The organism is Mesorhizobium kowhaii, assembly GCF_042431665.1.
In the GTDB taxonomy this organism is placed as follows: domain Bacteria; phylum Pseudomonadota; class Alphaproteobacteria; order Rhizobiales; family Rhizobiaceae; genus Mesorhizobium; species Mesorhizobium kowhaii.
The window spans coordinates 179,242-199,003 of record NZ_JBHLYT010000030.1 but is presented as its reverse complement, the minus strand read 5'-3'; the positions used below and the strand labels follow the sequence as shown (position 1 = coordinate 199,003).

The following is a 19,762-nucleotide window of genomic DNA, read 5'->3' as shown; positions in this document are numbered from 1 at the left end:
ATGGCCATGGCGCTGAAGGCGGTGCCGGATGCCAATGCGTCATGGACCGAAAGCGCCATGGTCAAGCACAAGCATGCCGATGTCGGCGTTGCGGTGTCGATCCCAGGTGGCCTGATCACGCCGATCATCCGCAAGGCGGACGAAAAGACGCTGTCCACCATCTCCAACGAGATGAAGGACCTGGCCAGCCGCGCCCGCAGCCGCAAGCTGAAGCCGGAAGAGTATCAGGGCGGCACCACGGCGGTGTCCAACCTCGGCATGTTCGGCATCAAGGACTTTGCCGCCGTCATCAACCCGCCGCATGCGACGATCCTTGCCGTCGGCGCCGGCGAGGAGCGGGCGGTGGTCAAGAACGGCGAGATCACAATAGCCACCGTGATGTCGGTGACGCTGTCGACCGACCATCGCGCCGTCGACGGTGCGCTGGGTGCCGAATTGCTGGTCGCCTTCAAACGGCTGATCGAGAACCCGATGGGCATGCTGGTCTAGTATTTGGCGAGGTGATGCCGACGTGCGAAGCCGGCTCACAATCAGAAACGACTTGTCAGGTGCAAGCCCTTCGCCGATGCTGGGGCATTCCAGCGGCTAAATTGCGCCAATCCAGTGCCTGTGCTTGAAGCCGCCGCTATTTCATTCCACATCGGTCAGGATGAAGGACGAGGCACGAGAACGGCGTCGGAATTTGCTGTGGGGCTTGCCCGCATCGCTGATCCTGCATGCGCTCATCGCCGCGCTCGTGGTCTACAACGTGCCGAGGCCTCCCCAACAACCGCAGCAGGAGCAAGCGGTAAATGTCGCGCTCGTGCCTCCGCCCGATCAACCGAAGCCTGCTCCTGCGCCGCCCCCAAAGGATCCCAAAGCCGAAAAGCCACCGGAACCGAAGGTTGAAAAACCGCCCGAGCAGAATGTCGAAAAGCCGCAACCACCGGAAAAACAGCCACGCAAGCCCTCGCCAATCGAGGTCCTGAAGCCTGTTTTTCAGTTCGGCGACAAGGATACAGGCCCCAGGAAATCCCTGGATGGGGCCAGCGCTCAAGACAACTCGCCGTCGCCAGCCAAGGATGACGATTCGAAGCCGCCTGTCGTGCCGAAGCCTGCAGAAAACCAACCTGCAGCGCCGGCAGATTCCGATCAGCCGCCAGCTTCAACCAAGGCCGCCGAGAAACCAGTAACCGCGACGAAGGACGCCGAGCCCGCACAAGAGAAGCAGGCAACTTCGACGCAGGGCCCTGATAAACCGCAAACGGACAAACAGCAGGCAGACAAACAAGAGGCAGGAGCGCGAGACGCCGAAAAGCAAACAGAAGCGTCACCAACGCCGTTGGCTGCCGCCGGCGGCGAGGGTGAGATCGAGCTTCCCATGTCGGCCGAAACGCCGAAGCCCAAACCCACAAATGCGTCGAAGGCCAGCCCTTCAAAGGTCTCGAAGTCCCGAAGCGGGAGCGCCGGGCGGCCGAATTCCCAGGACGCTGCCGTTGCCGCATCACGCGGCTATTCGAGCCTTCCGGGTGTTCGCAGGCTCAACTCGCGGAGCGCTACCGGCAATGCGCTGGCCACGACCTCGATGGCCGGCGTGTCTCGTGGTCGGCGTGCTGCCAAACTTTGCGCCAGCGTGCTGGAGCAGCAATTGCTGGACGCCTCTTATTTTCCGGTCCTCCTCCCAAATGATCCGCTGAAGGCGGGCAATGTCCTTGACGCCCCGGATGTCGCATTCCGCACAACGACAGGATGGTACCATCTGAGCTTCCGGTGCGAGGTCGACACCGATGCGACGAGGGTCTCGTCCTTCGCCTACCGTGTCGGGACTGTGATTTCGCCCGAAGAAGCGGCTCGCTTTGGACTTCGCTGATAAACTAGGCGGGGACACCGAGCCTGGACAATTGCCGGCTCACGTCATGCCAGTCAGCGCAGACGAAATCGGCACCGGCCGCTGTCAGCCGCGCGCTGTGCTCGGCATAGGTATGGCCACCGCCGGTGTAGCCGATCGCCGTCATGCCGGCGGCAACCGCGCCCTGGATGCCGAAGGGTGAATCCTCGATGACGATGCAATCGGCGGGGTTGGAGTCCATCTTGTCGGCGGCGAACAGGAAGATGTCCGGAGCCGGCTTGCCGTTCTTGACCATCGAGGAGCTGTAGATCGCATCGCCGAAAAACCGCGCCAGTCCGGTGACGGCCAGGCTGTGGTTTATGCGCTCGACGGAGGATGACGAGGCCACGCAGCGGTCGCCCACGAGCGTCGCCAGAAATGCGGTGATCCCGAGGGTCGGCTTCAACTCCTGCGAAAACAGGACCTTGGTCTCGGCCCAGATGTCGCCGTCGGCCGTCGCCGGAAACTGGTGGCCGGTCAAATCTCCGATCTTGGCGATGATATCGGACTGCTTCATGCCGATGCACTGGGCGATGATGCCGGTGTTGACGCCAGGCATACCATGCTTGTCATAGACGCGTTCATAGGCGCGGGCGGCCAGAGGTTCGCTGTCGACAAGAACGCCGTCGCAATCGAAAATGATAGGCCTTGATCGCGCCACGCGCTTTTCTCCCAGTCGATTTCGCACATCGCTATCGGCAAAAAGTCAAATGTTCAAGTGCGTGCTTTGACAGCCGCATCGCCAGGGAGCGCGAAACCGGCGGACAATCAAAGCCGGCGGATAGCATCGCTGGCACGCGAGGATCCGAGCGCCCGTTGCATGGCTTGCCGGGACTGCGCGCGATCGGGCGTGATCCAGTTCGGCTCAGCGCCGAGGAAGCGGTCAAGGAAAGCCACTGCGTAGGCCGGCATCTCGGTCACGTTCTCGCGATAGGACCACCATGTGCGCAGGTCGTCGGCGCATTTGTCGATGCCTGGCGCGGTGCCGAATTCCTGCTCGTGGATCGCCGAGATCACGGAGACGCAGTAGTTGGTGTAGAGGAATCCTTCCGGCCAGAAGCGGATGATTTCCAGCGTGCCGGCATTCGAATCCGTCTCAATCAACTGGTTGAGGCCAGAGATTTCCCTTGCCGGCGCCTGCCTGATCAGTTCGCGCAAAACGAGGCCGGCGGCAAAGACGATGAAGTCGGCGCGGTCGACCGCGGCGAAGCCTTTCTGCGCCTCCATGATCTCGACCCAGTCGAGAAAGGCCCTGGTGAGCTTGGCTTCGTCGATTTCAAAGCGCACGCCGAACGTGTCCGAGACCACCTTGGCGCTGCCGCGGAAGGTGGCGCGGAACCAGCGCAACTGCCGCAACCGGTGGCGAAGGTCGGGCATCAGCGCCAGTTCGTCCCTGAAGGGCAGATCCATGTTTCTCGTTTCCTGTTCCCGGTCAGGCTAGCACAACGGCGCCGCCACCGAAATCGGTTGACGGCCTGTGGATGATCGTAGCCAAGGCCAATATCATACATATTGACATTCGCGGAAACAAATGTTCTCACTTTGCTGTTGTCACGCGTCGGTCCAAGGTGCGGTTCAACACAGGCTTCGGGAGGAGAACCGAATGGCGATTTGGCAGTGGGGGCTGCTTCTGCTGGTTATTGTGTGGGCGCTGCAGTCGCTCGGCGTCTGGCTGCAGATGCGGCACTATTCGGATGTCTTCAGGGGCGTCACCGACCAGTACAAGGATGGCTTCGTCGGAGCTGGCAATTTTCGCGGTCGATTGGCCAAGGGCACCATCGCACTCGTCGTGGTGACGCCTGACCTGGTCGTGCGCCGCCTGATGGTGATGAGCGGCCGTTCCGTGTTCACCAAGTTCAAGAGACATGAAGAGTTCGAGGGTGTTCCCCTCGATCGACTCCGGTCCAACCCTGCAATCATGGGGGAGGGGGAACCCGGTGTGGCCGAGGCCGTGAAGCGGGCGATCGAACTGATCGACAAAACACGGTCGGAGCCGGGGAAGAAGCCGGGTCTGTCCGGTTTGAACATAGCAAGGGCCTAGAGGACGCCGCGCACCGACTGGGATCAACCGGCGGGCGGCATAAGGAGGAGAAATGTCTGTATTTTCGTTGTTGGCGCAGCATGCCGACATGGCCGTGCACAATCTGCATGTCGCAGGTGCCATGGTCTCGGATGCCGCATTGCATGGCAAGCTCGCCGTCGAGCATGCCTCCGACCATCTCGTTGTCCTCGCACAGGCGGACAGCGGACCGATCACCGTCGATCAGTTCAAGGAAAAGCTGAAGGAAGTCCAGCAGGAAGAGCAGCTCGGCTGGCTGACCGCCATCGGCAAATACTTCATCGGTATCTTCCAGAAGGGCGGCGAGGTGTTCGCCGGCTTCGTCACCGGCATCATTCCGACGCTGGTGGTGCTGATGACGGCCTTCTACGCCGTCACCGAACTGGTCGGCGAAGAGCGCGTGCATGGGCTGGCGCGCGGCGCCGGCAGGATCGCGCTGACCCGCTACACGCTGCTGCCGCTGCTGGCGGTGTTCTTCCTCACCAATCCGATGGCCTATACGTTCGGATCGTTCCTGGAAGAAAAGCACAAGCCCGCCTTCTATGACGCGGCCGTGTCCTATGTGCACCCGCCGCTCGGCCTGTTCCCGCACATCAATCCCGGCGAATATTTCGTCTGGGGCGGCATTCTCGTCGCGCTGCTGGAACTGGAAAAGAAGGGCGCCGTCGTCGCCGGTTATCACGTCAAGGTGGCGATCTGGTACGCCATCGTCGGTCTCGTCGTCATCCTGCTCAAGGGCATGCTGACCGAACGCATCACCGCCATCATGGCACGCCGCCAGGGCGTCGAGCTGTAAGGGCGGGGAGGGACATCATGGCCAAGACATACAAATCCGTACACATCTCCCGGGGCAAAACCGGTTGGGGCGGTCCGCTCGTGATCGAGCCAACCGAACAGCGCAGCAAGGTTGTTTCCGTCACCGGAGGTGGCATTCATCCGGTGGCACAGCTTATCGCCGATATGACCGGCGGCGAAGCCGTCGACGGCTTCAAGGCACCGCCGATCGAAAGCGAGATGGCGGTGGTCGTCGTCGATTGCGGTGGCACCGCGCGATGCGGCGTCTATCCGCGCAAGCGCATCCCGACCGTCAATCTGACGCCGGTCGGCCAGTCTGGGCCGCTTGCCCAGTTCATCACCGAGGACATCTACGTTTCGGGCGTGAAGCCGGCCAACATCACAATGGCGGACGGATCCGAAGCGGTCACCACTGCCGGGGGAGCAGCATCGATGAGCTCAAGCAATAACAACGCGGCTGCGGCGCCGCAGCCGCTGCCGAGCGAGGGCGGCGTGATCGGTCTGATCAGCTCGATCGGCCGCGTCATGGGCCGTGTCGTCGGAATCTTCTTCAATGCCGGCCGCCGCACGATCGATCAAGTCGTCCGCAACGTGCTGCCGTTCATGGCCTTCGTGACCATGCTCATCGGTCTGATCCTCTACACCGGCATCGGCGATGTGCTGGCGCGGCCGATGGGTCCGCTGGCCAACAACATCGTCGGCCTGCTGATCATCTCGGCAATCTGCGGCCTGCCGTTCCTGTCGCCCATCCTCGGGCCAGGCGCGGTCATCGCACAGGTCATCGGCGTTGCCATCATCGGTCCGCAGATCGCCAACGGCACGATTTCGCCGGCAATGGCACTGCCGGCGCTGTTTGCCTACAATACCCAGGTGGGCTGCGACTTCGTTCCTGTCGGACTGGCGCTCGGTGAGGCCAAGCCGAAGACGATCGAAATCGGTGTTCCGGCGGTGCTCATCAGCCGCCAGATCATGGGTCCGGTCTCGGTGCTGATCGCCTGGATCGTCAGCCTGATCGTGTTCTAAGGAAAAAACGAAATGAGGTTCGCCATATGACAGTTCTGTTGAGAACACGGGTCACTGCCATCGGGCCCGAAGTGGCGGACCTTGCCGAAGGGGGCGTGGTCATCCTGTTTGCGGATGGCTCGCCGCCGGAGCTTGCCGAGGTTTCCGTGCTCCACAAGACGGAGCACGGACCCAGCGACGGCGCGCCTCAAAAGGGCGCGTCGATCACGCTAGGTCCGGTTGCCGCGACCATAACCGCGGTCGGTTCCAGCGCCTGGAGCAAGGTGCTCGAAATGGGCCATGTCGTCATCTCGTTCAACGGCGCCACCGAGGCCGAGAGGCCGGGCGAGATCTGCGCCTCGCAGGTCGATACGGATGCGCTCGTGGCTGCGCTCAAGACCGGCGCGATCATCACCATCGCCGCCTGACAGCATTCGCGCCGCAGCCTAGGTTGGCGGTGGCGCCCAGGACCAGAGTACTGCCATGGAACGCTCGACCATTGTCAGAGTGCACGAAGGTTTGCACGCCCGACCCGCGACGCGGTTCGTCAAGCTCGCCAAGGGCTTCGAATCCGACGTCGAACTGGTCAAGGACGGCAAGGCGGTCAGCGCCAAGAGCTCGGTCAAGCTGATGCTGCTGGCGGTCAAGGAAAACCAGGAAGTCACCGTGCGGGCGAATGGCGCCGACGCCATCGAGGCCCTCGAGGCGCTGATCGGCTATCTCGAAAATCCCAAGGCCGGCCTTGACGATGAGGATTCGCAGCCGGCCGGCAATACGGGCCAGGAGGCCGCCGCCGCGCCGGACTCTGTGCCGGCGGTTTCGGGCGCAACCACCGGCTTGCGCGGCGTGGCCGCAAGTGAAGGTGTCGCCATCGGGCCGGCCTTCGCGCATTTTCCGCCTGATATCGCCGGACAAGGCCGCATGTTGCAGGCGCAGGAGATCGCCGGCGAGATCGACAGGTTCCACGCCGCCGTCAGCGCCGTCCAGGCGCGCATGGACCGGGCGCTGGCGCAGGACACCTTGTCGGCTGGAGACCGCGGCATCATCGCCGCACTCAGGGACATTGCTGCCGACGACAGCCTGACCGGTGAGGCCGAGGGCCTGATCAAGGGCGGCAACGACGCGGTTTCAGCCGTCATCACCGCCGCCTCCACCATCGCCGCCGATTTCAGCGCGGTCGATGATCATTATCTCAACGCGCGGGCGGACGACGTCCACGCGGTCGGGCGGCAGATCTGTCTGGTGCTGCTCGGGCAGGACGACGTCAGCCTCGAAACCATCCCCGAAGGCGCTGTCCTCATCGCCGACGACATCGGCGCCTGGGACCTGGCGCGCGCGCCGCTGAAGCGCTTCGGCGGGGTGGTGTGCGGCCATGGCGGCGCCACCTCGCACATCGCCATCATCGCCCGCTCGCACGGCATTCCGGCGGTGCTCGGCCTCGGCGACCAGATCAATGCCTTGCGTACGGCGCGCGAAGTGGCACTCGACGGCAACAGCGGCCGTGTGATCATCGACCCCGATGCGGCGACCCGCGCCGAATTCGCCGGCCGCGTCGAGGCGGCGGCAAAGGAGCGCGCCGGGTTGACCGTCTTCAAGACGGTGACGCCGAAGCTCGCCAATGGCAAGGTGATCGAGGTCGCGGCCAATATCGGCTCGCTGGAGGAGATCGAGGCGGCGCAGGAGGCCGGTGCGATGGGCGTCGGCCTGTTCCGCACCGAGCTGCTGTTCATGCGCCATATGCACCTTCCCTCGGAAGACATGCAGGCGGAGACCTATGCGGCGCTGGCCAAGGCCTTTGCGCCGTACCCGGTCATCGTGCGCACGCTCGACATCGGCGGCGACAAGCCGATCGCCGGCATCGAATTTCCCGATGAGGAAAACCCCTTTCTCGGCTGGCGCGGCATCCGCATGTGCCTCGACCGGCCCGATATCTTCAAGCGCCAGCTCAGGGCGCTGCTGCGGGCGGCCGTACACGGCAACATCAAGGTGATGCTGCCGATGGTGGCCGACATCGGCGAGGTCAGGCGGACGCGCGTGCTGGTGGCGGAGTGCGCGGCCGAGCTGAAAGCCGACGGCGTGCCGCATGCGGCGTTCGATCTCGGCGTGATGATCGAGACCCCGGCCGCCGTGCTGATTGCCCCGGCGCTGGCCAAGGAAGTGGCTTTCTTCTCGATCGGCACCAATGACCTGACCCAGTACATCATGGCTGCCGACCGGCTCAACCCGACCGTGGCGAAGCTCAACGATGTCACCAACCCGGCCGTCATGTCGGCGATCGAAATGACGGCAAAAGCCGGCGTCGCCGCCGGCATCATGGTAGGCATGTGCGGTGAGGCGGCCGGCCGTCCCGATCTCATTGCAACGTTCGTCAAGATGGGGCTGACCGAGTTCAGCATGAGCCCTGCCTCGATCCAGCGTGCCAAGAAGACGATCATGGCCATGGCGGGAGAAAGTGCCGCCTAGCTGAGTTCTGAGTAGCTACGGCAAATGGGCAAGCAAGGTGGCGAAGACGGGTGTCAGTTCATCGATCGGGCTCGCCTTGGCGCAGGCCTGAACAATGCGATCATGACGGATATCGGCCGCCAGGATCGCGATCTCCAGCATATCCGGCTCCGGCAAACCATCCCTGCCGGCAGTCGCCAGGCCGCAGGCCAGAACGAGCGGCGCCAGGCAGTTGACGTCGAGCGCTCGGTCACCGATCGCCGGCGTTTCCGGCGCGGTTTCGGCAAAGTGGACGGGACTCTGGTTGAGACACTCGACCAGCAGCGCCGAACAGGTGGCCGCGATCGCCTCCAGTCCCGCGCCAGGCGCGACCAAAGCGGCCAGCAGATCGCCATGCCGCTTGCGCATCGTGGCATGGACGGCGGCGAAATCGGCTTCATGGATGCGGGCATTGTCGATCTTCAGGCCGGCGAGCACCGCCTTGGTCAGATAATACATGTCGCGGCGGAACAGGCGCTCCGCGCTCAACTGGCGATCCTCGTTTCCGGCCGGGAAATAGGTGCCGAGGCCTTTTACAGTCGTGCCGTCCACCTTGATCGGGCGCTCATGCGGGACAAAGGATTCGGCGATCGACAGTGCTTCGTCGAAGGCACTTGCGGCATGGCTGAGCAGATCTTCGATGCCCTTGCCCGGAAACGGCGGCAGATGGCTGGTTGCTTCGCGCACGACACTGGCGTCGCCGCTGCCGTCATGGCGGCTCTGCCGGATGATGTCGCGGACTTCCCGCAACCGGTCTTTCAGATTGACGCGGACATCTTCGGAGATTTGTCGGAGCATTGCCAATCGCCTCGAAATTGCCGCGGATGGCCTCCAGCCGGGGCCAGCCGCCACCTCTACATTGTTCCTATCGATTGGTAGATCAATAGGCGATACTAGACCAGCATGCAGAATCGGCGACAGCGCGCTCGTCCATCGCCGTGGGGGAGAGATAGATTGGGCAGGCGACGACAGGGCGAAACCAAAAACGGGCGGGCGGCAGCTGAGACAACCGAGCAGGTCGCTAGCGAAAGCCGGACGGATCGCCTCAGGATTCGTGCCGCCTGGATGTATTTCGTCGAGCAGATGACGCAGAACGAGATCGCTGACGTGCTTGGCGTCGGGCGCGTCACCATCGTGCGCATGCTGGCGGACGCCCGCTCGCGCAACGAGGTGAAGATCAGCATCGAGAGCGAATTGTCGGAAATCGTGCGGCTGGAGCGCGCGCTGGAAAGGACCTTCGGCTTGCAGCAGGCGCTGGTGGCGCCGCTTAGCGCCCCCAATGCCGACCCGATACCGGCGATCAGCGCCAAGACCGGCAGCTTCCTGTCCGACACGATGAAGTCCGGCATGCGCGTCGGCGTTGGCTGGGGTCGGACGCTGTTCTCAAGCCTGCCCTTCATCAGCGCCAAGTCGCTCACCGACTTCAAGGTCATTTCGCTGCTTGGCGGTGTCGGCGTCGTGCGTCGATTCAACCCGGCCGAGTTCGCCTGGCGCTTCGCCCAAATCTTCCAGGGCGACGGCTATCTGATCCCGACGCCGGCCGTCGTCGACAGCGTCGAGACCAAGATCGCGCTGGTCGAGCGCTGCGGCCTGCAGGAGGTTTTTGAAATGGCCAACGTGCTCGATGCCGTTCTGCTGAGCGTCGGCGGCATCGCCTCGGCCACCACCTTCTCTCGCGGCGGCTTTCTCAAGGAAGCGGATCGGGAGGCCCTGCTTGCGCGTGGCGCCGTTGGCGACCTTCTGTTCCATTTCTTCGACCGCAATGGCGATCTGGTCGACCATCCCGTCAACAGCCACGTGATGTCGGTGGATGTCGACCGTCTGCGCAAGGCGCCGATCCGCATCCTCACCTCCGGCGGTGCGGAGAAGACCGAGGCGCTGCTCGGCGCCATGAACCTGATCGCGCCGACGATCCTGATCACCGACGAGGAAAGCGCGCGGCGCATGCTCGAGGTGCACGCGGCGCAAGGCTCGCCATGAGGCCGCGCCGGTTGCCCGGACCAGGGCCATCGGCTATCTGACCGTCCAGGCACCTGACGCCTGAACGACCAATCAAACGGAGCCCCTGATATGACCGACAAGACGATCCTCAAATTCGGCGCCGTCGAAAACGCGGAAGCCGGCGATCTGGCCGGCTGGGTCGTGGTCGAGGGCAAGCCGACCATGAAAACCGCCGTCCAGCACACGACTGAAGACGGCAGGTGATGTCGGGCACATGGCAGGCGACGCCCGGCACCTATCATGCGACCTACACCGACTACGAGTTCGTGCACATGATCGCCGGCCGCATCATCATCACCCCCGACGGCGGCGCACCGGTCGAGGTAGGCCCCGGCGATGCCTTCGTGGTGGAAGCCGATTTCAAGGGAACGTGGAAGATCATCGAGCCGGTGACGAAGCATTTTGTCGTCAGGGTTGGCTGAGGCGGCCTGTTCGCATAGGCCGTTGATGGTCAACGCCTATGGCAGATGTCCAGTGCGGGCAATGACAGGCATGCCTTGGCGCGGAAACGATCTATGTTCCACGATATGAGCCGCAAATGCTCTATGCCACCGACTATCCGGTTGCTCCGATCTCCTATTATCCAGACCCCTACCCAAGTTATTACTATCCCACTGCGCCCTATTTCGCGGCCTTCGTGACTGGCGCCGTCTGGGCAGCGGCGGTGGACTGGAATGGTGGTGGTGTGTGGGGAGGGCGCTGGAACGGCAACGATATCGATATCGACTGCAACAATTGCTTCAACAACATAAACGGCAAGGTCAATTTCAACGACGTCGACTGGAAAAACGTCGACCGTTCGAAAATGAATTTCGACAAGAACCAATTCGCCAACATCGACAGAACGAAGATCAGCAACCGGATCAAGTCCGACGATCGCAACAATATGCGCAACAAGGCGTCCGATCTGAGAAATGGCCGGGTGAACGCGCTTGCCGGAAAGTCCGGCCAGGTAAAGGACGTCCGCCAACGCGAAATCAGAGAGGGTTTGAAAAACCGGCCCCCGGCGTCGAGGCCGGATTTCAAAAAGCCAACCAACAACAATCCGATTGGCTCGGCGCGAAAGAATGACCGCTCTGCCGTAAAAGCGTCAGGGAAAATCAATCGCCCGGTCGGCAAGCCCAGGCCCGCAGCGAGAGTGGACAACAGACCGAGAAATCCTTCGGGTCTTGGCAACGTCAGCTCCGGAAAACGTCAGCAGATTGCATCCAACCGCGGTGCGAGGAGCATGGGAGGCGGAATTCGCAGCGGTGGCGGCGGCGGCAACAAAATGATCAGGCAGGGCGGTGGCAGGCAGGGCGGTGGCGGGCGCGGCGGTGGCAGGCACAGGCGTTAATAAGTTTGGCGAGAGGAAAACCGACATGAAAACGTGCGTCCGGAGTGTTGTTCTACGTTCGCTGCTCGGTGCCGGAATGATCTTGGGCATTGGCGCGGGTTCCGCAAATTTTGCCGGCGCGCAGGAGGTGCACAGCCTCTCGGACTACGTGGCCAAAAAAGGTCCGCCGCTCTTCGATGATCCTTCGGCGGCGGTGGAAGCGTTTAAATCGGTCCCGGCGAAGGACGATTTCGATGGACTGGCGGCATTGCTTGGGCTGGATGCCGCGAAGCTGCGGACAAGCGAAGGCGTGATGGATACCTACGCGCAGATCCGGCAAGGCGCTGCGAAGACGGTGATCGTGCGCGACCTTGGCGACCGCAAGGAACTCAATATTGGCGACAAGCTGTGGACGCTGCCATTCCCGATCACGAAGGGTAAAAACGGCAAATGGGCCTTCGACACCCAGGCTGGCATCGAAGAGATCATCAACCGGCGCGTCGGCGAAAATGAGATCGCGGCGATCGAAACGGTCCGCTCCTACGTGGACGCTCAGCGTGATTACGCTGCCGAAGACCACGATGGCGATGGCGTGCTGGAATACGCCCAGAAGTTGGTCAGCAGCGAGGGCCGGGCCGACGGACTATATTGGCCATCCGACGAGACCAATGGCGTTAGTCCGGCAGGCGATTTCATCAACCAGGCGGCTCTCGACAAGGCAAAGAAAGGCAATGGCTATTTTGGCTATCGCTTCCGTATCCTGACGGGCCAAGGCAAAAATATCGCCGGTGGCGCCTACAACTACATCATCAACGGCAACATGATCGCTGGTTTCGCGCTTCTGGCCTGGCCTGTGAAATATGCCGAGACGGGCGTCAAAACCTTTGTGGTCAATCAGCAAGGCATTGTCTACGAGGCCGACCTGGGCCCGAAAACGGAGGCTGTGGCCGGAGGGATAAAGCTGTTCAATCCCGATGACAAATGGCAGGTGACCGGTGACTAGCTTCAATTTGAAACCGCTTGCTTAGCACTGGAAATCGAACCAGCGAGCCGTTCCGGTAACGAAAGAACCCGGCGGGTTGCCCGCCGGGTTCGACTTCAGTCAGGTAGGGCCTGTTAGAACGAGCGCTGGAAGCGGAGGAGGCCGCCGACGCTGTTCTTCTTGTCGGCCGGGGTCCAGGCAAAGTTTTCCGTGCCGGCTTCGCCGAACTTGCCCGCATGGAGGTAGTCGACTTCGGCCGTGACGGTGAAGCCGGGAACGATGTCGTAGGCAACGTTAGCTGCAACGCCGACGTTCTTCCAGTCGTCAGCAGACACCTGAGCGTTGAACGAGGTCTTCTCGTTGAACTTGTAGGTGCCGCCGCCCCACACTGCCCAGTTGCCGCCCCACTGCTTGTAGAAGCCGCGACCGCCCGCAGGCTGATCGTAGGTTGCGTCGTTGTAATTGTCGTCGGTGCCGTAGCCACCCATGATGAACAGCGACAGTTCGTTGGAAACGTTCACATCCAGGCGAACCTTGCCTGCCACTTCTTCATAGTTGCTGTCATAGGCAACGACACCGCTGATGGCGCCCCAGCCCTGCGTCCACTTCACGCCGCCGACAACATGCGGAACATAGCTGTCGATCGTACCGACGCCGTATTGGCCATCAACGCCGGCGCCCGAGCCTTCTTCAAGAGAGACCACCGCCGAGAAGCCGTTGCCTGCGTCGAAATAGTACTGGACGACGTTGGTGTCGAAATCGCCGTAGGGAACCAGCGTATCCTGGATGACGTTGCCGGCGTAGCCGATGAACGTATCGAAGGCCGATTCGTCCTTACCGACGCGCAGGCCACCGAGCTGGATCCAGGCGAAGTTCAGCGAGACGTCCTTGTTGTGTGCGGAGTTCGAGCCAAAGTCAGGATCGGCGTTGGAGTTGCCGAAGTTGAAGCGGGTCTCGGTGTAGGTCTTCAAGGTGCCGAGTTCGGTTTCCTGGCCGGTCCAGGTCTTCAGCGTGAAGCGGGTGTTTTTGTACCAGGTTTCTTGGTTCTTGCCGTCCTGCACGTCGTTGCTACGAGCACCATCGAACGAGCCGACGTCGCCAGCGCCGATGTCATAACGGACATAGCCGCCGATGCGCAGGCAGGTCTCGGTGCCGGGGATGTAGAAATAGCCAGCGCCGTAGACGTCGCAGATCTTGACGTATTCAGCGGGTTCCGGCTCGGCGACGACGACGGCGTCGGCGGCGCGCGCACCGGAAACTGCGAGCAGAGCCGCAGCGGAGCCGAGGAGAAGGCTCTTGATGTTCATTTTCTGACCTCCAGTCAGAATCGAACAAAACAGTGGCCGTCTCCGCGGTTTTCGCGGCCGTGAGGCGCGGCTGCAATGGCCAACATCCCGGCCATCCATCTGTTAATGCTGGAGAAAATTGAAGGCGAGGCGCGCAGCGCGAAGCAGGATGGCGGAGAGGGATGGGATTCGAACCCACCAGAAGCTTTTGACCTCTACTCCCTTAGCAGGGGAGCGCCTCTTGACCACTCGGCCACCTCTCCGTTGCGCTGCGGGATAAAGAAAAGCGCCGCACAATCAACAAGCCGGCGGCATTATCTCTGAGGAAGCCGGCTTCTGCCGAAGCACCCCTTCCTTATGTGGCGGCTCCGTGGCAATTCCCTGGCTCGCGACTCGGGAGCTCGGCCGCAATTCCGGCGGCCAATTGCCGGATTCGGCCGGATTGCAAGGGGTTGCAAGGGGTCCAAAGATTAACGAGAGCTTTCCAACTGGGGCCAAATCGTGACGTTTCTGCAACACAGGCCAGGGATAGCACGCCGATAGAGACCTGCCCGGTACGATCGTGGTTGAACGCCGCCGCCTCATGGGTAATGTCGAGTTTGAAGGAGCGGCGCGGTGCGCATCTTTTTCGGTAGTGGGGATGGGGCAGGGAACGCTGTCCTTCAGCAAAGAATACCCAGACCCGTTTTTTAACTTTTGACTGGAGGTCAGAAAATGAACATCAAGAGCCTTCTTCTCGGCTCCGCTGCGGCTCTGCTCGCAGTTTCCGGTGCGCGCGCCGCCGACGCCGTCGTCGTCGCCGAGCCGGAACCCGCTGAATACGTCAAGATTTGCGACGTCTACGGCGCTGGCTACTTCTACATCCCCGGCACCGAAACCTGCCTGCGCATCGGCGGCTATGTCCGTTATGACATCAGCGGCGGCGACGTCGGCTCGTTCGATGGCGCGAGAAGCGCGGATCATATGGATGTCGGTGAGAGCAACGACACCTGGCGCAAGAAAGCCCGCTTCACGCTGAAGACCTGGACCGGCCAGGAAACCGAACTCGGCACCTTGAAGACCTACACCGAGACCCGCTTCAATTTCCAGAACCACAATGCCGATACGAGCCCTGACATCAATGAAGCTGAAAATTCGGGCGCCTCGCTGAACTTCGCCTGGATCCAGCTCGGTGGTCTCCGCGTCGGTAAGGACGAGTCGGCCTTCGATACGTTCATCGGCTATGCCGGCAACGTCATCCAGGATACGCTGGTTCCCTATGGTGATTTCGACACCAACGTCATCCAGTACTACTTCGATGCCGGCAATGGCTTCTCGGCTGTTGTCTCACTCGAAGAAGGCGAGGGCGTGAACACGATCGACAGCTATGTTCCGAATGTCGTCGGCGGCGTGAAGTACACGCAGGGCTGGGGCGCGATCACCGGCGTCATCGCTTATGACAGCAACTACGAAGAAGTCGCCGGCAAGGTCCGCTTGGATGTGAACGTGTCTGACGCTGTGCAGCTGTGGGTCATGGGCGGCTACGGCACCGATGACAACCTCTCCGACCCGACCTTGAATTTCCCTGCTGGTGGCCGCGGCTACTTCAAGCAGTGGGGCGGCAACTGGGCAGTGTGGGGCGGTGGCACCTACAAGTTCAACGAGAAGACCTCGTTCAACGCTCAGATCTCGTATGACGATTGGAAGAATCTCGGCGTCGCCGCGAACATCGCCTACGACATCGTTCCCGGCATGACGATCACGGCCGAAGTCGACTACCTCAATGCAGGCAAGTTCGACGACGCCGACTTCTCCAACTGGACCGTTGCCGACAAGAAGAGCAGCGTCGGCGGTCTCCTCCGCTTCCAGCGCTCGTTCTAAGGGTTGGTTCTACACAGGTGAAATCCAGCCCGGGCGCACAAACGCCCGGGCTGTTTTTGTTTCGTGACTGGGTCAAGGCAAACAGAAGGAACAGGGGGTAACGGTAGCTGAATAGGGTCCGTGGGTGATTTCGTGGGATCCGCTGATGGGCGGATGAAATCACAACCACGTGATTCAAATCTCTTGAAAGGACGCTTCCAAGCGGATAGGGCTGATCTATCCACTCGGGGGTGTGGCAAATGATGACGACCGAAGCGATTCAAGAGGGTGAGCCCTCAGATCATTTTACGATGTTTTCTTCTCAAAATTCGAAGATACAGTACAGCTATAACAAGATCAGAGAAGTAAAGTCGTATAGGGTTGGAGAGCTCTTTTTAGCATACCGGGACATATTGTGGGATGATGGGCGGCATAAATACAATGTCAGCTCTTTCATCGGCGAGATAGATGAGCTTCTCCTTGGGGAGCGATTCAGCGCCTTTGACCAGAGTACCCTGGATAACCTTATTGGTACCTTGCGCCAGCGCGGCAACAGCAACGCAACCATCAATCGAAAGATGGCTGCCCTCAGCAAACTGCTGCGCAAGGCTCATAAGATGGGAGATATCCACAGCCTGCCCGAGTTCCGCCGCCAGAAGGAGCGGGCGGGGCGGATTCGTTTCCTCGAGAGGGACGAAGAGGCACGGCTGTTCGCCGCCATCAAGAGTCGCAGTGAGGATGCCTACAGGCTTTCAGTCTTCCTGGTCGACACCGGCTGCCGCCTCGGCGAGGCGCTTGGGCTGATCTGGAACGACATCCAGGAGCACCGCGTCAGTTTCTGGATCACCAAATCCGGCCGCAGCCGCACCATTCCGATGACCGAGCGGGTCAAGGAGGTCATCAAGCTGCCAGCCACCGAAGGCCGCCGGCCCAAGGGCCCGTTCACCAAGCTCAGCCAGGCACAGTTCCGTGCCATCTGGAACGACGCCAAAGCCGAAGTCGGCCTTGGCGCCGACGACCAGGTGGTGCCGCACATATTGCGCCACACCTGCGCCTCGCGTCTCGTCCAGGGCGGCATCGACATCAGGCGCGTGCAGATGTGGCTCGGCCACCAGACGCTGTCGATGACCATGCGCTATGCGCATCTGGCCACCAATGACCTCGACGGCTGTGTCGTCGTGCTGGAAACGCCTCGCCCCGCCCAGCCGGACAGCGGGGCGGAAAATCCTCTGCCTTCTTCTTCGGCGGCTAAGCAAGAGGCGAAGACCGAGCCCGTCGCGGCGAAGATATCGTCCCGGGCGACCAGGAAAGGCTCCAAATCCTGACAGTTCCGTCGACTTGAGGTAGAGTCCGGTAAATACCTGAGATCAATTTTTGAGCTTGGGTTTTACTTTAGGCCGCCTGTCTTCGTTTGGCAGTGTGGAGCGGCATGCCCATCAGTCCTCGGGTGCCATTATCATGGCAATCTGTATCGACTGATCGGTCGGCGACAGGGCGGTACTAACCACCTTGTTGAGGTTGCACAGTTGGGGGGGCGTTTTGAGAACCGGCGTCATAAGTAAATTGAAAGTCGGGCGTACCACCAACGCATTGCTCGCATTTGCATTGGTCGGCCTGCTTTTCGGCTGCGCGTCCCGCCCGACGAATGTCTTGTTGCCGGTGTCCGATACGTCGCCTTCATCCAGCAAGGTGGAGATGCTGGTGGCAACGACGCGCGCTCGCTCCGCCAATCCGGCCGAGATGTATACGGGCGAGCGCGGAAGCGCTCCCTCTTTTGCGGACATTACGGTGTCGATCCCGCCGGCGTCGGTACGCAAGGTCGGCGAGGTCGCCTGGCCCAAGAAGCTGCCCTCAAACCCGGCAACTGATTTCGCGGTGGTGAAAGCCGAGGAATTAACACGGGATGGCGCGAAGGAGTGGCTACACGCCTCTGTCAAGAAGAGCCCGGACCATAGCGTGCTGGTCTTCATCCATGGCTTCAACAACCGCTTCGAGGACTCCGTTTATCGCTTTGCGCAGATCGCAAAGGATACCGGTACCGACAGCGCTCCGATTTTGGTCACATGGCCTTCCCGAGGCAGTACGCTGGCCTATGGCTACGATCGCGAAAGCACCAACTACACGCGGGATGCGCTCGAGACGCTGTTCCAATACCTGGCGCACGATCCCGATGTAAAAGAGGTTTCGATCCTCGCCCATTCGATGGGTAATTGGCTTGCCTTGGAATCCTTGCGCCAGATGGCTATCCGCAATGGCGGCCTGCCGGCGAAGTTCAAGAACGTCATGCTGGCCGCGCCCGACGTCGATGTCGACGTGTTTCGCACGCAGATTGCCGACATGGGCAAACAGCACCCGCAGTTCACCCTCTTTGTCTCGCAGGACGATCGCGCGCTCAAGGTTTCGCGACGGGTCTGGGGCAACATCCCCCGGCTCGGATCGATTGATCCGGAACAAGCTCCATACAAGGAAGAACTCGCGAGCAACAATGTGGTCGTCATCGATCTGACGAAAGTCAAATCCGGCGACAGTTTGAACCACGGCAAGTTCGCGTCGTCGCCGCAAATCGTGCAGCTGATCGGAACGCGGATGGCCGGCGGCCAGAGCCTGACCGACAGCAGGGTCGGCCTTGGCGACACGATCGTGCAAGCGACGACCGGCGCGGCGGCAGCGGCTGGCAGTGCTGCAGGGCTGGTGATTTCGGCACCCGTTGCAATGGTCGATCAGAACACCAGGGAAAACTACGGCAATGAGGTCGAGAACTTGACCGGCTCGCAAAGCAGTAAGAAAACGAATGCTGGCAGCAAGAATTGCAACCTGCCCGCGGCATCCACAAAAGGGTGCAAGAAATAGCGTTTCAACGAAGTCAAGGCGGGAGCGAAGCTTATTGATGCCCCATCTCGAAGTTGCGTTGAACGTTCCGTGAGAATGGCATTCAGTGGGCGGAGAGCGAGCCCCACGCCTGAAGCGACGCCTCTGCTGGTCCCGTCTGGCTGGAAGGGGAAATGAATGCAGCGCATCGCTCGGACATCGCTCGCCATCATCCTGTCACTAGCCGTTGCAATTTTGACTGCCTGGACCGGATTTGCCATATGGTATCGCCTGCCTGCGCCAGAGCTTGGTCGGGTTGTGGCCTGCGCCCTTTTCATCTTATTCGGCATCGGCACCGTCATTGCCCTCTTCAGCCGTTTTCGCTTCAGGGCGTTCGTCCTGTTTCTCGCTGCGTTCGCTGTGGTTCTGGTTTGGTGGAGCACCATCAAGCCTTTGGGCGACGCCGACTGGGCGCCAGATGTGGCCCGTCAGGTAACCGGCACCCGCGACGGAAACCTGTTGACGCTGAAAGACGTGCGCGACTTCGAATGGCGCAGCGACACCGATTTCACCGAACGTTGGACAACCCGGACCTACGACCTTTCCACCGTTCAGACCGCCGACCTCTTCATGTCCTATTGGGCTGGACCGGAAATGGCCCATGTCATCATGAGCTTTGGCTTCTCCGGTGGTGAATATCTTGCCTGGTCCATTGAGGTGCGGCGTCGTGTCGGTGGCGAGTTTTCGCCCATAGCGGACCTGTTCAAGAGCAATCCCCTGGTCATTATCGCTGCCGACGAGCGAGACGTGGTCGGCGTCAGGTCAAATGTTCGGGGGGAGGACGTCCAGATCTATCGCCTGAAAGCGGCGCCTGACGCGGCCCGGGCGCTTCTGCTGGAATACGTCTCGGACGCAAATGCGCTTTCCACGAAGCCCGCATTCTACAATTCCATCACGACGAACTGCACGACGACGATCGTCAAGATGATGCGAGCGGTCGGCGACGCCGTTCCCCTCGACTGGCGCCTCATTGTCAACGGCTATCTTCCCGAATACGCGTACGACCGGGGTGCGCTCGACACCCGCTTGCCATTGTCGACCTTGCGGGAGCTAGCACACATAGACGACCGTGCGCGGAAGTCAGGCCTGTCGCCGGATTTTTCGAGATTGATCCGGGTTGGTGTGCCGTCTCCTCGCCTTGGCTATTGATCTGGGAGGGGCTCGCAGGTGGGATCGAAGCGCCAAGGGGGTTTTCCGGTCTCGATGACCTGGCATTGGTGATAAGCTGGCCGAGCAGCGCAGTTGTTATTTTGCATCGCCGAAGACG

The 19,762-nt window shown here is 61.2% G+C and carries 18 protein-coding genes, 1 tRNA gene and 1 pseudogene; 15 read left to right on the top strand and 5 right to left on the bottom strand.

The window, feature by feature from the left end; genetic code table 11:
• A partial coding sequence (locus ACFFNA_RS18455) for a 2-oxo acid dehydrogenase subunit E2 (RefSeq protein WP_378920499.1) occupies nucleotides 1-489 on the top strand: 489 nt, incomplete at its 5' end.
• Between the two features lie 160 nt (nucleotides 490-649).
• Complete coding sequence (locus ACFFNA_RS18450) at nucleotides 650-1,849, top strand: DUF930 domain-containing protein (protein ID WP_378920497.1); 1,200 nt, start codon at nucleotides 650-652, stop codon at nucleotides 1,847-1,849.
• Between the two features lie 4 nt (nucleotides 1,850-1,853).
• Here the strand turns inward: ACFFNA_RS18450 and ACFFNA_RS18445 are convergent, their stop codons facing one another.
• The gene (locus ACFFNA_RS18445; protein WP_378920495.1) at nucleotides 1,854-2,528 is read right to left on the bottom strand and encodes an HAD family hydrolase; all 675 of its coding nucleotides are present in this window, start codon (nucleotides 2,526-2,528) and stop codon (nucleotides 1,854-1,856) included.
• Between the two features lie 107 nt (nucleotides 2,529-2,635).
• Nucleotides 2,636-3,277: a hypothetical protein gene (locus ACFFNA_RS18440; RefSeq protein ID WP_111544353.1), complete on the bottom strand. Its 642-nt coding sequence runs from the start codon at nucleotides 3,275-3,277 to the stop codon at nucleotides 2,636-2,638.
• A gap of 193 nt (nucleotides 3,278-3,470) precedes the next feature.
• On the opposite strand from ACFFNA_RS18440, the gene ACFFNA_RS18435 reads away from it, so the two are divergent.
• From ACFFNA_RS18435 to ptsP, 5 genes are read left to right on the top strand one after another with little or no spacing between them, the layout of a single operon-like run.
• Nucleotides 3,471-3,908 carry a transcriptional regulator GutM gene (locus tag ACFFNA_RS18435; protein WP_111544531.1) on the top strand — a complete coding sequence of 146 codons (438 nt, stop codon included), beginning with the start codon at nucleotides 3,471-3,473 and terminating at the stop codon, nucleotides 3,906-3,908.
• Between the two features lie 52 nt (nucleotides 3,909-3,960).
• A complete protein-coding gene (gene srlA / locus ACFFNA_RS18430; protein WP_013892733.1) occupies nucleotides 3,961-4,722 on the top strand; it encodes a PTS glucitol/sorbitol transporter subunit IIC in 762 nt (253 codons plus the stop codon).
• A gap of 17 nt (nucleotides 4,723-4,739) precedes the next feature.
• Nucleotides 4,740-5,744 (top strand): PTS glucitol/sorbitol transporter subunit IIB, encoded by a 1,005-nt coding sequence (srlE, locus tag ACFFNA_RS18425; RefSeq protein ID WP_378920492.1) that lies wholly within the window; start codon nucleotides 4,740-4,742, stop codon nucleotides 5,742-5,744.
• Nucleotides 5,745-5,770: 26 nt separating this feature from the next.
• Nucleotides 5,771-6,151, top strand: a complete 381-nt coding sequence (locus tag ACFFNA_RS18420) for a PTS glucitol/sorbitol transporter subunit IIA (protein ID WP_378920490.1) — start codon at nucleotides 5,771-5,773, stop codon at nucleotides 6,149-6,151.
• A 55-nt stretch (nucleotides 6,152-6,206) separates the two neighbouring features.
• Nucleotides 6,207-8,186 (top strand): phosphoenolpyruvate--protein phosphotransferase, encoded by a 1,980-nt coding sequence (gene ptsP / locus ACFFNA_RS18415; RefSeq protein ID WP_378920488.1) that lies wholly within the window; start codon nucleotides 6,207-6,209, stop codon nucleotides 8,184-8,186.
• A 15-nt stretch (nucleotides 8,187-8,201) separates the two neighbouring features.
• On the opposite strand, the gene ACFFNA_RS18410 is transcribed toward ptsP, so the two are convergent.
• Nucleotides 8,202-9,002, bottom strand: a complete 801-nt coding sequence (locus tag ACFFNA_RS18410; RefSeq protein ID WP_378920486.1) for a hypothetical protein — start codon at nucleotides 9,000-9,002, stop codon at nucleotides 8,202-8,204.
• Between the two features lie 156 nt (nucleotides 9,003-9,158).
• Here ACFFNA_RS18410 and ACFFNA_RS18405 point away from each other — a divergent pair, with 156 nt between their 5' ends.
• The 4 genes and pseudogenes from ACFFNA_RS18405 (at nucleotide 9,159) to ACFFNA_RS18390 (ending at nucleotide 12,523) form a co-directional block, all read left to right on the top strand.
• Entirely contained in the window at nucleotides 9,159-10,184 is a 1,026-nt protein-coding gene (locus ACFFNA_RS18405; RefSeq protein ID WP_378920484.1) for a sugar-binding transcriptional regulator, read from the top strand.
• Nucleotides 10,185-10,274: 90 nt separating this feature from the next.
• A pseudogene (locus ACFFNA_RS18400) lies at nucleotides 10,275-10,627 on the top strand (cupin domain-containing protein).
• Nucleotides 10,628-10,743: 116 nt separating this feature from the next.
• Nucleotides 10,744-11,541, top strand: a complete 798-nt coding sequence (locus ACFFNA_RS18395; RefSeq protein WP_378920482.1) for a hypothetical protein — start codon at nucleotides 10,744-10,746, stop codon at nucleotides 11,539-11,541.
• Nucleotides 11,542-11,566: 25 nt separating this feature from the next.
• Complete coding sequence (locus tag ACFFNA_RS18390; protein ID WP_378920480.1) at nucleotides 11,567-12,523, top strand: DUF2950 domain-containing protein; 957 nt, start codon at nucleotides 11,567-11,569, stop codon at nucleotides 12,521-12,523.
• 113 nt (nucleotides 12,524-12,636) lie between these two features.
• Here ACFFNA_RS18390 and ACFFNA_RS18385 read toward each other — a convergent pair whose 3' ends face one another.
• Both ACFFNA_RS18385 and ACFFNA_RS18380 read right to left on the bottom strand, forming a co-directional pair.
• The gene (locus ACFFNA_RS18385; RefSeq protein WP_378920478.1) at nucleotides 12,637-13,809 is read right to left on the bottom strand and encodes a porin; all 1,173 of its coding nucleotides are present in this window, start codon (nucleotides 13,807-13,809) and stop codon (nucleotides 12,637-12,639) included.
• A 149-nt stretch (nucleotides 13,810-13,958) separates the two neighbouring features.
• Nucleotides 13,959-14,051: transfer RNA gene (locus tag ACFFNA_RS18380), tRNA-Ser, on the bottom strand.
• Between the two features lie 451 nt (nucleotides 14,052-14,502).
• Here ACFFNA_RS18380 and ACFFNA_RS18375 point away from each other — a divergent pair.
• The 4 genes from ACFFNA_RS18375 to ACFFNA_RS18360 all read left to right on the top strand — a co-directional run bounded on the left by ACFFNA_RS18375 (nucleotide 14,503) and on the right by ACFFNA_RS18360 (nucleotide 19,644).
• Nucleotides 14,503-15,648 carry a porin gene (locus ACFFNA_RS18375; protein ID WP_378920476.1) on the top strand — a complete coding sequence of 382 codons (1,146 nt, stop codon included), beginning with the start codon at nucleotides 14,503-14,505 and terminating at the stop codon, nucleotides 15,646-15,648.
• A gap of 239 nt (nucleotides 15,649-15,887) precedes the next feature.
• Nucleotides 15,888-16,952 (top strand): tyrosine-type recombinase/integrase, encoded by a 1,065-nt coding sequence (locus ACFFNA_RS18370; RefSeq protein WP_378920474.1) that lies wholly within the window; start codon nucleotides 15,888-15,890, stop codon nucleotides 16,950-16,952.
• A gap of 265 nt (nucleotides 16,953-17,217) precedes the next feature.
• Complete coding sequence (locus ACFFNA_RS18365) at nucleotides 17,218-18,477, top strand: alpha/beta hydrolase (RefSeq protein ID WP_378920613.1); 1,260 nt, start codon at nucleotides 17,218-17,220, stop codon at nucleotides 18,475-18,477.
• Nucleotides 18,478-18,633: 156 nt separating this feature from the next.
• Complete coding sequence (locus ACFFNA_RS18360) at nucleotides 18,634-19,644, top strand: Lnb N-terminal periplasmic domain-containing protein (protein WP_378920472.1); 1,011 nt, start codon at nucleotides 18,634-18,636, stop codon at nucleotides 19,642-19,644.
• The last annotated feature ends 118 nt before the right edge of the window (nucleotides 19,645-19,762 follow it).